Below are 12,657 nucleotides of genomic sequence, written 5' to 3'. Positions count from 1 at the left end.
GCTACTCCAAAATACGCTGACTAGTGCTTAGTTCTGAGAATACCTTGGTCTCAGATCGCTAGTTCTCCGGAACCAGCACCGGGGTGTCGCGGTTCAGCGACCGGCCGGCGAAGTACTCGCGGGAGTCTGGGCGCAGGGACCACAGCCACATGGCTACGAAGCCCACTGCAAGAGACCCAACGCCCATCACGAAGGTGCCGCTGATTCCAAGGATCGTGGTGGTTCCGTACTCCGGATCCATCATGCTGATGGCCGAGAAGATGAACACGCCGCTCATCATCAGCCCGCCGACCAGCGGCATGATGAGCCTGAAGAAGAAGTTGCGTGCAGATGAGGTCAAGGACGAACGGAAGTACCAGATGCAGGCGAAGGACGTGATCGAGTAGTACAGCGCCACTGCCAGCGAGGTGCTTTCAATGGTGTCTGCGAGGATGTCCCCGGAGATGATCGTCATGCCCACGTAGAACACCAAGGATGCTGAACCGGTGAACAGCGTCGAATAGGTCGGGGTCTTGTAGGCCTCGTTGACTACGCCGAAACGCTTGGGCAGCGCACCGTAGACGCCCATGGACAGAGTGCCGCGGGCGGTGGGCAGGATGGTGGTCTGGCAAGTAGCCAATGCAGAAACAGCCACCGCAAGAACCAGCAGCCAGCCCCATGAACCCATGGCATCTAGGCGCAGTGCGAAGAACACGTCGTCTGCGCCTTCTGGGTTGCCTAGTCCCCTGCCGCTTTCGCCAATGCCCACGAACATCATGGTCAGTACGGTCATGCCGATATAGGTCACCAGCAGCATGACGGTGGACAGCAGGGCGGCCAGGCCTGGGGTCCGGCGCGGATTCTTGGTTTCCTCAGCCAAGGCCAGGCAGGTGTCCCAGCCCCAGTAGATGAAGATGGCAATCAGCACGCCCTGGACAAAGCCGACCGGATTTTCGCTGGCGAAGGGATTGAACCACTCCCAGGAGAATTCAAGACCCAGTGTCGGCATGGTTTGCAGCGCAAGGTACAGGCCGATGCTGAAGGCAATAATCGCCACATACTGCAGTGCCATGAGCAGGTACTGGGTGATGGCGCCGGTTTCAACATCGCGGTAGGAAATCCAGGTCATCACAATGATGATCAATGCGCCGAAGGCTGTCACCAATACCTTTGAATCGGCAATTGAACCGTCGCCGATCAGCAGGAGCAGATATTTGGAAGCCACTTCGGTTTGGCTGGACATGACGATGACGCCGGCAACCATTACCGCCCAGCCGGACATCCAGCCGGTTTTTGGACCGAAGGCTTTGGCGGCCCAGGTGAAGGCAGTGCCGCTGTCAGGAATCGCGGTATTCAACTCGCGGTAGGCGAAGGCGGTCAAGCACATGGGGATGAAGGCGACGATCAGGGCGGCAGGCGTCTGCGCCCCGGCTGCCATGACGATGAATCCCAAGGTGGCTGCCAGCGAGTAGAGCGGCGCGCTGGAGGCCAGTCCAATGACCGTTGACTGCAGCAGTCCAAGTTTTCCCGCAGCCAGTCCCTTGGAACCCGATTGGGCATGACTGCTGGTGCGCTGCTGAGTGCTTGTCATACGGAAAGCCTCCTAAGATCTATGTAAATCCCGAAAATCTACCAACCAACTGGTTGGTCTGATATATACTTGCAACATAATGAATGTGAGTCAAGTCATATCTCTGATAAATGATCTCATCTGCTCATTCGCCAGGGCCATTGGACAACCTACTGCATTCACTTGCTCGCAGCCTTAAGACTCACGAGCCATCAGACACCAACTTCAACCCAAGAAACAGTGATGACTACTTCTACGCCGACATTCTTCGAGAATGCCGAAAAGAACATCGACCCAGCACTCACCGCAGCAGCTTTGCGCGATACCAAGAGGGCCGTCTATTGGCTAGATAATCCCGACCGCCCCGGCGCCCGGCCCAAGCTCGCTGAGCAGATCACGGCCGACCTACTGGTGGTCGGCGGTGGCTACACCGGATTATGGAGCGCCCTGCAGGCTAAGGAGCGCAACCCGGAAGCCAAGGTCGTGCTGCTGGAAGCAGGCTGGGTGGGCGACGAAGCCTCAGGCCGCAACGGCGGCTTCTGTGAAGCGTCGCTGGTGCACGGCGAATCCAATGGAGAAAACCACCTGCCGGAAGAAAACGCCCGGCTGACCGAGCTGGGCAAGGAAAACCTCAAAGAGTTCGTTGGAGCCATCAAACGATATGACATCGACTGCGACCTGATCCAAGACGGCGGCCTGAACGTGGCGACCGAGCCGCACCAGGACCAGTGGCTGCGCGAAGAAGCCAACGGCGAGGACGTGCTCTATCTGGATCGTGAAGAAACCTCCAAGATGATCCGTTCCACCGCGTTCATCTCCGGGTCCTGGTCGAAAGACGACACTGTCCTGGTGCACCCAGCCAAGCTGGTTTGGGGCTTGCTCAAAGCCTGCGAAGAGCTCGGCGTGAAAGTCCACGAGCAATCCCGCGTGCTTTCCCTCGCCGAGCAGGGTCAACTTATGGCGGCGAACACCGATTCGGGTCAAGTTCTTGCCGCCAAGGTCGTGCTAGGCACCAATGTGTTCCAGCCGCTGCTCAAGCGCAACGCGCTGATGACGGTCCCGGTTTACGACTATGCGCTGGTCACCGAGCCACTGACTGCAGCACAGCGAGAAGCCATCGGCTGGGAAACCCTGACCGGGCTGGCTGACTTGAACAGCCGCTTCCACTACTCGCGTCCCATCATTGACGAGAACAGGGACTTCAGAATCCTCTACGGCGGATACGACGCGCCGTACTTCTTCGGCGGCAAGGTGGACCGCAAGCACTACAACAGCGAGTCATCCTACGCACGGCTGGCAGCGCACTTCTTCTCCACCTTCCCCGACTTGAAAGATCTGAAATTCTCCCATGCCTGGGGCGGAGCCATTGACACCTGCAGCCGCTTCTTCGCGTTTTTCGATCTGGCCTACAACGGCAAGGTCGCTTCAGCGGCTGGATTCACCGGACTAGGTGTGGGAGCCACCCACTTCGCCGCCAAGGTCATGCTTGATCTGCTGGAAGGCCACAAAACCGAGCTGACCGAGCTGAAGATGGTGAAGAAAAAGCCTCTGCCGTTCCCTCCGGAACCTGCTGCTTGGCTGGGCGTGAAGATGATGACTGCTGCCATGGCGCGCGCCGACCGCCGCGAGGGCAAGCGCGGATTGTTCCTGCGCACCATGGATGCCATTGGAATGGGGTTCGACTCATGAGCAATAATTCGGCGGTCTTTGAAGACCCACATGACACCCGAAGCATTGACGCGATGGGCATCGATTTGAACTTGGAACCTGTGCAGGCCGGGCTGCTGGTGAACGGAAACCCGGGCACCGCTGTGCAGCGCTTAGGCGAGATTTTCGATGTGGAGTTCGGCTTGTGGGAAATGAGCGAAGGATCGATGCGTGACGTCGAAGCTGAAGAGCTGTTCATCGTGCTGTCGGGCAAGGCATCGGTCCGGGTTGAACCGGTCAACGGCTTTGAAGCCGAGGAGATCTCCCTGGTCCCGGGCAGCATCTGCCACCTGCGCGAGGGCATGCACACCACCTGGGTGGTGGACCAACCGTTGCGCAAGGTCTATCTAGCCAAGTAGCCAGCACGGGAGTGGCACCTGCGCTAGCCGTAGATATGAATGCTTCCGCCATACCCTGGCGGCAGGCCTTTGCCCGAGACCCAGCCTGCCAGCACCTCGTAGGTTTGCGCCAAAGTCAATGACTGGGGGCCGTAGGCTTCCACGTCTTCGTCAGGATGGCTGGATGCCTGGTCCGCGTTGGGCCCATGGGCGATGCGCATGTTGTAGGCGCAGCCGTCGATCACTGCCAGTTCAAGCATGAAGTTCCCATCAGCTAAGCGAGCTCCCTGCGCATACTTGTCGATCGGTTCTTCACCTTCGATTTGGAAGGTGTGTCCTTCTTCTGTCACGAGCTGCAGTACTTGGGCAATCTGAGGAACCGAGACGAGTTGCTCCCACTCACGTGTAGCGGTCGTATTCCACCACAGTTCTTCGGAAGGCTCGGGATCTTCCAGCAGAAGATTCAGTTCTTCTGCGGAGTACCAGTCGCGTGGATTGTCGAGCTGCAGTTGGCCTACTGCATCATAGGTGTCTTTCATGGCCCCAGAATAGGAAGCTCTACCGACAATTTGGCAGCAAGTGTCCGTTACACCAGTGGCGGGTGTTGGAAAAGGAATGAGCCTTCCTTTTCGAACACCCGCCACATGTTGTGCAATAAACTTCCCTAGGCTTTGTCGATTGCTTCCTTCAGTGAAGCAAGGATCAATGCAACTGAAGCAGGATTTGCGTTCGGCCCCATCAGGCCGATGCGCCACACGGTGTCTGCGTACTGCGCGACACCGCCGCCAATCTCGATATTGAACCGGTTCAGCAAGTAGCTGCGCACCTTGGCCGAATCCACGCCGTTCGGCACCTTGACGGTGGTTAACTGGGGCAGCCGGTGGCCTTCTGCCGCAAAGAGCTCCAAGCCCATCTCCTGGATTCCATCTTGCAGCGCCTTGCCCGCTTCCTGATGGCGTTTGGTCACCGCTTCTAAGCCTTCGGCCTGGATGCGGTTCAGCCCTGCTTCCAGCGAAGCAACCATGGCCACCGGCGCAGTGTGGTGGTAGGTTCGCTTGCCTCCTGTTGACCCCGTTGCATATCCGCCAAGCAGGCCGAGATCCAGGTACCAGGACTGGGGCTTGGCGACCCGGCGCTCGAAGGCCCTGTCCGAAATGGTGAATGGAGCCAAGCCGGGGGCCACGCCAATGCATTTCTGGGTACCTGCGTATCCAACATCGATTCCCCACTCATCGGCAAGCACAGGCATGCCGCCAATGGAGGTCACAGCGTCGGTGATCAGCAGTGCATCGCCCTTGATGGCGCCAAGCGCCGCAATGTCAGAAACGACGCCGGTGCTGGTCTCTGCATGGACGCCGGCAATGACCTTGGGATTCGGGTGGGCTGCGGCAACCCGTTCGGCATCAATCGGAGTGCCGTAGTCGTGCTCTACCCGTACGATTTCGGCGCCAACACGAGAAGCCACCTCGCACATGCGCTCACCGAACAAACCATTGATGGCAATGACGGCTACATCGCCAGGGTTGATGGTGTTGACGAAGGCCGCCTCCATGCCCGCCGAGCCGGTAGCGCTCAACGGCAGGGTGCGAGAGTTCTTGGTCCCCCACAGCACCCGCAGCCCGTCGCAGACGTTGTCCATTCGGGCAATGAATTCTGGGTCCAAGTGTCCCAGCAGTGGAAGTCCGAGAGCAGAGGTAGCCTCCGGGTATGGGTTGCTCGGACCTGGGCCGAAGAGACGTCGTTCAAGGATGGTCTTGCTCATGGCTGCTCACTTTCACTGTGCGGTGGTGATCCAACTTACCTACAGGGTAGCCCTTGTCACACCCAGTTCCGGCAAGCAAGCCGACGCATTACAAATCGAAGAGCCAGCTTCTAATTGCTAATCAGCCCGATTATTCAGCTGCAGATCCATGGATGCGGTGTTTATGAATGCGATATTCCCTAGCAGTAAGCCAAACAATGAACAGGTCAAAGAGTGTCAGCAGCAGCATCCCTATGGTGAATGCGGTGAGCAACTGATAGGTCTGGTAGGCAATGAAAAGCAGCAGAAATACGATCATCCAAGGATAAGCCCACAGCTTATCCTTCAATACCGCCCAGACGAGAACAACCTTGACCAGCCCATGAAGCAGCAGATAGGCGGCGGCAAACCATGACGCCGACGGCGTCAGCCCGCCGCTGGCATGCACGAGGGCGTTGGCAATGAAATCCCCAGGGTCTTCCGACAGTTCGTGCTGCGTCAGCGTGCGAACCAATCGATCTAATTGCTCCGGGCGAACGAAGAGGAAAAGCACTCCGCCGATAATCTCCAGAACTCCATCCAAGCCTTTGAGCACCAGTGAAATTTGGAAGACCCGTTCCAAGAATGGAACTCGATGTCCTTGTTCTCTGGTCATGATTGTTCCCTTATTTTCATTCGCTAGGTGCCCTTCGAATTCTTCCACAGCAAAAATGTCCAATGCCTAGTTTCTACGAAGTTCGGTGCCCTGGCTCAACACAATCACAGAAGCAAGCCTGTGCGGAGGAATTCTAGTTTCGGAGTTCACTTTGAATGTAACAGCTGTTACCTTGGTGATTGTGACAAATGAAATCAATTGGTTGTTGCTTCTCGTTCAGGTCCCGTCGGAGCCTTCACGCCATCGTGTCGCCGTATGGCGGCAATTGCGTAAGACCGGCGCTGTTCCTGTAATTTCTGGTGCCTGGGCATTACCCAATGCACCTCAATTCTCAGAAGGCATCGCAAAAGCCAAAGAGTTATGCCGTTCGGCCGGTGGAACCTTCGCGGTGTTGAATGTTGAAGGCGAAGATGAGCAGTCCCAATCTGTCCTTGAGACTGCCTTCAGGGACGCGCGCAGCGATGAATGGAAAGAATTCTTGGCTGACTGCCTCAAATTTGAGGCCGAGATTGCCAAGGAAATCTCCATTGAGAAATTCACCTTTGCCGAGCTTGAGGAAGAAGAACAAAGCTTGGAACGGCTGCGCCGCTGGTTCCGCGACCTCAAAAAACGAGATGCACTTCAGCTCCCGGCCGCCGAGCAAGCGCAGAAGGCCCTCAACTCGTGCATCGACAGCCTCGAAGCCTATGCGCAGTCGGTTTATTCAGCTCAAAATGGAGGCGAATAATGGCTGAGACAAGATCTTCTTCTCCAGCTGTCGCGCCGCTCTACGCCGCTGGCTTCACTACCGCTTTCGGAGCCCACAGCATCGCGGCGGGCCTCGGTGCAGAACAGTCGGCACTTGGCACCAGCCTGCTGACGCTGGGCATCATGCTTGCCGTCTACGACGTCGCAGAAGTTATCCTTAAACCAATCTTCGGATCGCTCAGCGACCGCATCGGAGCCAAGCCGGTCATCCTCGGCGGCCTTGTTGCCTTCTGCCTGTTCTCCACCGTGGGAATCTTCGCTGCGACTCCGCTGGCACTGGGACTCGTCCGGCTTGGCCAGGGAGCCGCTGCTTCTGCGTTCTCTCCCGCATCGTCAGCGGCAGTTGCCCGTCTTTCTGGTGGAAAGAATACTGGAAAGTTCTTCGGCCGGTATGGTTCGTGGAAAACTCTTGGCTATGTACTTGGACCACTGCTCGGCGCTGTGCTGATCTGGGCAGGAGGATTCCCCGCGCTGTTCGCCAGCATGAGCATCATTTCAGCGGCGGCGGCACTATGGGTGGCGCGCTCAATGCCGGCACTGCCGATCTTGCCGAAACAGCGCTACACGCTGAAGGACTTGGCCGTTCAAAGCTTCGAGCCGTCGTTTCTCGTCCCCACCTTGGCACTTGCCTGCGCGACCGGTGCGTTGGGAACTGCCATAGGCTTTCTTCCGAAGGTGGGAACAGACCTCCATCTGACCAGTGGACAGAGCATGATTCTCGTTTCGGTGCTGGCGCTTGCCTCAGCGCTGATCCAGCCATGGGTCGGCAGAATGCGCGACCAAGGAAAAATTTCGGCTGTCGTCGGGATGAATGCGGGGCTGCTCATCATTGCGGCCGGACTTGCATTGGTGGCGCTGCTGCCGCAGCTTCTCACTTTGATCTTTGGTGCGCTCCTCATCGGCGCAGGCATTGGAGTCACCACGCCGCTGGGCTTTGCACATCTGGCAGCAACCACACCCGAGCATCGAATGGGTCGAACCATGGGATCAGCCGAACTGGGCCGCGAAGTCGGAGATGCGGGCGGACCGCTGCTGGTTGGCGGAATTGCTACGGCTCTCGGCGTGAACTTTGGCCTCGGCGCTTTGGCAGCAGTCCTGACTGTTGTCGCAATTTTCTGTGCCTTAAAGCTCAAGAATTTGCCTAAGTTCGGTTCCGGCCTGAAGGATTAATTGTCTTCCAAGAAGGTGAGCTTAGGATAGGCGCGAACCTCGGAGCATTCTGGCGCCTTAGGATGCACTAATCCCTGCTCAGAAAGTTTTTACGAACTTCCATAGTCCACCAAGGCGATTCCAATGCCACCACGACTTACCGAAGCAACAGGCGCATTAACCTATGGGTCAAATTGTATATTTGAAAGTTTTTGTTCTTATACAAATGGTTCATTGTGGTATCGGAAGGTCTGCCCTTATCATTCGAGGTAAGTTCAAACAGAAAGAGGTCGGCGATGAAAAGAAGAAAACTTGTTCTCGCATCCGCTTTTATTGCTGGTGCTGCTGCCGTTGTCTCCCTAACTGTCAATTCTCAGGTTTTATCAACACAAAAGGCAGAACATTGCTGGGGAAATATCGACACTGGAGCTGGTGGTTGCTTCTCAACGCCCGAAGAAGCCGCAACTAATCTCGTTAGCGAGAATCCTGATTTGTCTGTGGAGTCTAGGGGCATTGTCGATTCCTGGGGTCAGGAAGAATAACGTACTAAAACTGCTGTCAGGCTTTCTTTGAGCTGTCGCGGATAGACCACGCGATCGAGATTAGCCATGGGACCGTCTTTCAATCTGAGTTTGCTTTTCACATCCGGGCCCAGAACAGCACAAAACCCCGGTTCCCAAAGGAACCGGGGTTTTGTTGAACTGCTTGAGACTACTTGCGCAGGCCCAGGCGCTCGATCAGCGAACGGTAGCGCTCGATGTCGGTGTTCTTGAGGTAGCCGAGCATACGACGACGACGACCAACCAGAGCCATCAGGCCGCGGCGGGTGTGGTGATCGTGCTTGTGCTGCTTCAGGTGCTCGGTCAGGTCCGAAATACGACGGGACATGACAGCAATCTGAACCTCAGGCGAACCGGTGTCACCCTCGTGGGTGGCGTAAGCCTTGATGATTTCGTTCTTGATAGCGGCATCCAGTGCCATAACAAACTCCTAGAGTTGGACCGCGTTTCATTCACAATGAACGTCAGACGTTCACGACGGCGTTTCGCAACCGCGGACTGCAGCGAAGGCCGGCATCAATCATATCATCGACGCTTGCGTCGGCGCCCCCTCCAGGCATGGGTGAGATAGGGCACTTCGACCTTTGCCTCCTGCGTATGGCCCAGGTGCTCGCACCAGTACCAGGCAAGGTTTGCTTCCACCTTGGCCCGGGTGGCATCGCTGGCCTTGCGGTAGTAGCTGCGGGACTTGGTCAGCTCGATGACATCTGCAAAGTCCAGTTCCATCGACCAGCGCCACAAGCCGTGTTCGGGCTTGGAGAACTCCTTGCCCAGCGGCGGTTCAAGTTCGGGCCTGTGCACATCGCCTGCATGCATAATCCGCGCCAGCCGGTGTACCCAGGGAATCGTCACATCCAATTGGTTCCACAGCAAGGTCAGCGACCCGCCGTCATGCAGCAGCCGGGCGGCCTCGGCGCTGGCTTTCGGGTGGTCGACCCAGTGCCAAGCCTGCGCATAGGTCACCAGATCGAAACTGTCGGACTCCAGACCAGTATCTTCACCCGAGGCGCAGATTCTGCGGATATCGGGCAGGCGCTGGGACAGCACTTCAAGCATGTCCGCTGAAGGATCTACAGCCGTGACATCCAAGCCGAGGGCTGCCAGCTGTTCGGTGAAGATTCCCGAGCCGCAGCCGATGTCCACGGCTGTGGACGGCCCGTTCTGCACAGTGAAGTCCAGCGCCTCATCCGGGTAGGACGGGCGGATCTTGTCGTAGCTCTGGGCCCCTGATTGGAAGGCGGAGGCAAGCTCCTTGCGGCGCTGCTCGCTGACGACGAAGGCGCGGCGCGGAAGCGAAGGAATCTCAGCCATGACGCCTAGTGCTTGTCGGCGGCCAGGACTGCTCGGGCCTGGGATACGTCGGTGGCCATCTGCTCAATCAGCGCTTCGATGCCGCGGTAGGCAACCATGGGACGCAGATGGGAGATGAACTCGACGACGATCTGCTGGCCGTAGAGGTCGAAGTCCTCCACGCATTCCTCGGGCCGGTCGATGACATGCGCCTCAACGACGCGGGAGACGCCCTCGAACGTCGGGTTCGAGCCCACCGAAATGGCTGCAGGCCAGCGGACTTCTGCCTCGTCGATCAGCCATCCGGCGTAAACGCCGTCGGCCGGGATGATGCCCGAGGAGTCCGGAGAAAGATTTGCCGTGGGGAAGCCGAGTTCGCGGCCGCGGGCGGCGCCGTGGACTACCTCGCCGCGCATGCGGTGCGGACGGCCCAGGATGGCGGCTGCTGCCTCGACGTTGCCTTCGGCAAGTTCTTCGCGCACCCAGGTGGAGGAAAGCCTGCGCTTGTCCCCCACGTCTGCCACCCCAATGACCTCGAAGCCGTACTTGGCGCCGAGCTCCTGCATCAGAGCGAAGTCGCCGGAGTTGTTGCGCCCGAAGCGCACGTCATGGCCTACCACCACCGCCGCGGCATTCAGCGAGTCGACGAAGACCGACTTCACGAACTCTTCAGGGCTTTGCTCGGCGAATTCAAGGGTATAGCGGATCATCAGCACCGCATCCAGGCCGACCTTGGCCAGCGTCTCAATGCGGTCTGCGACGCCCATGATCAGCTGCGGGGCGCTCTCCGGGCGGTGCACCAGCGCCGGGTGGGGGTCGAAGGTGATGGCCACGGATTTGGCCGAACGTGCCTTTGCCTGCACGACCACGGAATCCAGCACTTCACAGTGCCCAAGGTGGACTCCGTCGAAGTTTCCAATGGTCACAACAGTGGGAGCCATATCTGTGGGGACTGCGTCCAGGCCCTTCCAATAGTGCACTTTGCTCCTTATAAGGTTCTTGCCTCGGCGGATCAGCGAACCCGCCTTAGCAATTCTCGCACGTCTTTAGGCGTGGCGCTCGTTACGGTTACGGTACAGCCACCACAGGCCGACAATCGGCAGCACCAACGGGATATAGCCGTAGCCCTTGCCGAAGCCGCTCCATACCGATGGGTGGGCGAAGACTTCCGGGTGGGTCAATGACAAGGTGCCCACTACCAGGACACCGATCAACTCGATGCTGACTGCCCACAGCGACACCATCCAGGCTCCGCGCTTCGGCGAGGCAAGCGAAATGGTGGCCACCACATAGATCAGGCCGGAGATCACCGACAGGATGTAGGCGGTGGGAGCCTCGTCGAATTTGCTCAGGATCTGGTAGACCCCGCGCACCGTGGCGGCCAGGGCCAGGATGCCGTAGATGGAGATGATGACCCGGCCAAGGCCGGTGGTCCGGCTTGGCTTGGGACCGTTCTCTGCGCTCTTGGCTTCTGCCGCCTGCACGATGCGCGAGTTGCGGGGCTTGTCACTCATGAAATCGGCTCCTACTGCCAGATTTGTTCCATACGGAACAGCATTACAAACGTCACTGCGGCCGAAGCGGCCAAAACTGCGTTGGACCAGCGGCTCTTTTCGCTGATGGCCCAGAAGAAGGCAATCGGCGGCATGATCAGGGCGGTGATGAAATAGCCCCAAAATTCCAGCGGGTCTCCTGCCACGCTGTTTCCGCCGCCTTGCCGGATCGCCGCGGCGATGCCGTAGACGATCAGGAACACCTCGGTGGCCGCCGCGCCGATCAGCGCCCAGTCATCCGGGTACCGGCGGATCGCCGTGGCGATGACCGCAACGAGAAATGCGACGGCGCAGATTATCGCACCGGCAATGAAGAAGCCGTTGAAGGCAATCACCAGGAAATTCCCTTCGAAACTATTTAGCTGTGAAGACCAGGGCTGCGCGGGCCTTGTCGCCCTTGTCCTCCAGCAGCGCCACCAGCACGCCATTGGGCGCGAACGCAGCTACCGGGGTGTTCTCTTCAAGCTCCATGGTCTTGGATGATGCTGGAATTGCTCGCCCGTAGGACAGCTCCACTGCCTCATCCACACTAACGGTGCGGTTCGGGAAGAGCGCGGCCGCAGCCTTTTCGATGGGCAGCATCTCAAATTTCTCAGCCAGCTGCTCAAGGGTACGGGTCAGCTCGATCTTGTACGGACCCACTTCGGTGCGGCGCAGCGCCGTCAAGTGGCCGCCCACGTTCAGCGCCTCGCCCAGGTCTCGGGCCAGCGCACGGATATAGGTGCCGGAGCTGCAGGATACAGTGACGTCCACGTCCAGGATCTTGCCGCCGTTTTCGCGGCGGACCTCGTGGATGTCAAAGCGGGAGATGGTCACCGGGCGGGATTTTAGTTCAACCTGCTCGCCGGCCCGCACGCGTGCATAGGAGCGTTTGCCGTCGACCTTGATGGCCGAGACCTGACTCGGCACCTGCAGGATGTCCCCGCGCAGCTTGGCCACCTCGGCTTCGATGTCCTCATCGGTGACCGCCGCAGCGATGCGCTCGGAAATGATCTCGCCCTCGGCATCGTCGGTGACGGTGTTCTGCCCCAGGCGGATGGTTGCCGTGTAGGTCTTGTCATGGCCCACGATATAGGTGAGCAGCCGGGTTGCCTTGTTCACGCCGACAACCAGGACGCCTGTTGCCATCGGGTCCAAGGTGCCAGCATGGCCCACCTTGCGGGTGCCCGCGAGGCGGCGGATGCGGCCGACCACGTCGTGGCTGGTCATGCCCTGATCTTTGTCGACTAGTACCAGGCCCGAGGCCTGCTCTTGCGTGTTCTGCCCGGCTTTACTCACGCCCTCCAGTATATGGTCTGCCTATGAAGAACGCCCTCTGGCTGAACGACTCGTGACAAGCTCCACACCGCAGCCGGCGATCCCGCCTGC

Annotated in this window: 15 protein-coding genes; 5 read left to right on the top strand and 10 right to left on the bottom strand. The window is 58.5% G+C overall.

The features are described 5' to 3' along the window. Positions 1-58: 58 nt before the first annotated feature. Positions 59-1,570 carry an APC family permease gene (locus AUR04nite_RS10565; protein WP_141364755.1) on the bottom strand — a complete coding sequence of 504 codons (1,512 nt, stop codon included), beginning with the start codon at positions 1,568-1,570 and terminating at the stop codon, positions 59-61. A 222-nt stretch (positions 1,571-1,792) separates the two neighbouring features. On the opposite strand from AUR04nite_RS10565, the gene AUR04nite_RS10560 reads away from it, so the two are divergent. Continuing rightward, the gene (locus AUR04nite_RS10560; protein ID WP_141364753.1) at positions 1,793-3,238 is read left to right on the top strand and encodes an NAD(P)/FAD-dependent oxidoreductase; all 1,446 of its coding nucleotides are present in this window, start codon (positions 1,793-1,795) and stop codon (positions 3,236-3,238) included. Beyond that, the gene (locus tag AUR04nite_RS10555) at positions 3,235-3,615 is read left to right on the top strand and encodes a cupin domain-containing protein (protein WP_218024675.1); all 381 of its coding nucleotides are present in this window, start codon (positions 3,235-3,237) and stop codon (positions 3,613-3,615) included. The genes AUR04nite_RS10560 and AUR04nite_RS10555 overlap by 4 nt, the downstream gene beginning before the upstream one ends. A 23-nt stretch (positions 3,616-3,638) precedes the next feature. Here AUR04nite_RS10555 and AUR04nite_RS10550 read toward each other — a convergent pair whose 3' ends face one another. The 3 genes from AUR04nite_RS10550 to AUR04nite_RS10540 form a co-directional block, all read right to left on the bottom strand. Beyond that, positions 3,639-4,133, bottom strand: a complete 495-nt coding sequence (locus tag AUR04nite_RS10550; RefSeq protein ID WP_141364751.1) for a hypothetical protein — start codon at positions 4,131-4,133, stop codon at positions 3,639-3,641. 125 nt (positions 4,134-4,258) lie between these two features. After that, the gene (locus AUR04nite_RS10545; protein ID WP_141364749.1) at positions 4,259-5,356 is read right to left on the bottom strand and encodes a pyridoxal-phosphate-dependent aminotransferase family protein; all 1,098 of its coding nucleotides are present in this window, start codon (positions 5,354-5,356) and stop codon (positions 4,259-4,261) included. A gap of 130 nt (positions 5,357-5,486) precedes the next feature. Then, positions 5,487-6,053, bottom strand: coding sequence for a DUF2127 domain-containing protein (locus AUR04nite_RS10540; RefSeq protein ID WP_141364747.1), 567 nt, complete (start codon positions 6,051-6,053; stop codon positions 5,487-5,489). 88 nt (positions 6,054-6,141) lie between these two features. On the opposite strand from AUR04nite_RS10540, the gene AUR04nite_RS10535 reads away from it, so the two are divergent. From AUR04nite_RS10535 to AUR04nite_RS10525, 3 genes are all read left to right on the top strand, one after another. Further along, a complete protein-coding gene (locus AUR04nite_RS10535) occupies positions 6,142-6,717 on the top strand; it encodes a Chromate resistance protein ChrB (protein ID WP_218024674.1) in 576 nt (191 codons plus the stop codon). Then, positions 6,717-7,907 (top strand): MFS transporter, encoded by a 1,191-nt coding sequence (locus AUR04nite_RS10530; protein ID WP_141364745.1) that lies wholly within the window; start codon positions 6,717-6,719, stop codon positions 7,905-7,907. Before AUR04nite_RS10535 ends, AUR04nite_RS10530 begins: the two co-directional genes overlap by 1 nt. 275 nt (positions 7,908-8,182) lie before the next feature. Continuing rightward, the gene (locus AUR04nite_RS10525; protein WP_141364744.1) at positions 8,183-8,428 is read left to right on the top strand and encodes a hypothetical protein; all 246 of its coding nucleotides are present in this window, start codon (positions 8,183-8,185) and stop codon (positions 8,426-8,428) included. Positions 8,429-8,597: 169 nt separating this feature from the next. Here the strand turns inward: AUR04nite_RS10525 and rpsO are convergent, their stop codons facing one another. The 6 genes from rpsO to truB form a co-directional block, all read right to left on the bottom strand. Further along, the gene (gene rpsO, locus AUR04nite_RS10520; RefSeq protein ID WP_141364742.1) at positions 8,598-8,867 is read right to left on the bottom strand and encodes a 30S ribosomal protein S15; all 270 of its coding nucleotides are present in this window, start codon (positions 8,865-8,867) and stop codon (positions 8,598-8,600) included. Positions 8,868-8,971: 104 nt separating this feature from the next. After that, positions 8,972-9,757 carry a class I SAM-dependent methyltransferase gene (locus tag AUR04nite_RS10515; protein ID WP_141364740.1) on the bottom strand — a complete coding sequence of 262 codons (786 nt, stop codon included), beginning with the start codon at positions 9,755-9,757 and terminating at the stop codon, positions 8,972-8,974. A gap of 5 nt (positions 9,758-9,762) precedes the next feature. Beyond that, positions 9,763-10,716 carry a bifunctional riboflavin kinase/FAD synthetase gene (locus AUR04nite_RS10510; RefSeq protein ID WP_141364738.1) on the bottom strand — a complete coding sequence of 318 codons (954 nt, stop codon included), beginning with the start codon at positions 10,714-10,716 and terminating at the stop codon, positions 9,763-9,765. A 66-nt stretch (positions 10,717-10,782) separates the two neighbouring features. Then, positions 10,783-11,250: a hypothetical protein gene (locus tag AUR04nite_RS10505; protein WP_174787872.1), complete on the bottom strand. Its 468-nt coding sequence runs from the start codon at positions 11,248-11,250 to the stop codon at positions 10,783-10,785. Between the two features lie 11 nt (positions 11,251-11,261). Further along, on the bottom strand, positions 11,262-11,624 hold the full coding sequence (locus AUR04nite_RS10500) for a hypothetical protein (RefSeq protein ID WP_141364735.1): 363 nt from the start codon (positions 11,622-11,624) through the stop codon (positions 11,262-11,264). 19 nt (positions 11,625-11,643) lie between these two features. Further along, a complete protein-coding gene (truB, locus tag AUR04nite_RS10495) occupies positions 11,644-12,567 on the bottom strand; it encodes a tRNA pseudouridine(55) synthase TruB (protein WP_141364733.1) in 924 nt (307 codons plus the stop codon). Positions 12,568-12,657 lie beyond the last annotated feature (90 nt).

Origin of the sequence: Glutamicibacter uratoxydans (assembly GCF_006539925.1) — a bacterium.
Lineage (GTDB): Bacteria > Actinomycetota > Actinomycetes > Actinomycetales > Micrococcaceae > Glutamicibacter > Glutamicibacter uratoxydans.
Note: the sequence above shows the minus strand (reverse complement) of the source record. Positions and strands in the feature narration are given on the sequence as shown.

What these genes read in the sequence shown, in the direction of transcription:
- AUR04nite_RS10565 (WP_141364755.1), bottom strand. Translation starts at nt 1,570, where the DNA reads ATGACAAGCACTCAGCAGCGCACCAGCAGTCATGCCCAATCGGGTTCC.
- AUR04nite_RS10560 (WP_141364753.1), top strand. Translation starts at nt 1,793, where the DNA reads ATGACTACTTCTACGCCGACATTCTTCGAGAATGCCGAAAAGAACATC.
- AUR04nite_RS10555 (WP_218024675.1), top strand. Translation starts at nt 3,235, where the DNA reads ATGAGCAATAATTCGGCGGTCTTTGAAGACCCACATGACACCCGAAGC.
- AUR04nite_RS10550 (WP_141364751.1), bottom strand. Translation starts at nt 4,133, where the DNA reads ATGAAAGACACCTATGATGCAGTAGGCCAACTGCAGCTCGACAATCCA.
- AUR04nite_RS10545 (WP_141364749.1), bottom strand. Translation starts at nt 5,356, where the DNA reads ATGAGCAAGACCATCCTTGAACGACGTCTCTTCGGCCCAGGTCCGAGC.
- AUR04nite_RS10530 (WP_141364745.1), top strand. Translation starts at nt 6,717, where the DNA reads ATGGCTGAGACAAGATCTTCTTCTCCAGCTGTCGCGCCGCTCTACGCC.
- AUR04nite_RS10525 (WP_141364744.1), top strand. Translation starts at nt 8,183, where the DNA reads ATGAAAAGAAGAAAACTTGTTCTCGCATCCGCTTTTATTGCTGGTGCT.
- rpsO (WP_141364742.1), bottom strand. Translation starts at nt 8,867, where the DNA reads ATGGCACTGGATGCCGCTATCAAGAACGAAATCATCAAGGCTTACGCC.
- AUR04nite_RS10515 (WP_141364740.1), bottom strand. Translation starts at nt 9,757, where the DNA reads ATGGCTGAGATTCCTTCGCTTCCGCGCCGCGCCTTCGTCGTCAGCGAG.
- AUR04nite_RS10505 (WP_174787872.1), bottom strand. Translation starts at nt 11,250, where the DNA reads ATGAGTGACAAGCCCCGCAACTCGCGCATCGTGCAGGCGGCAGAAGCC.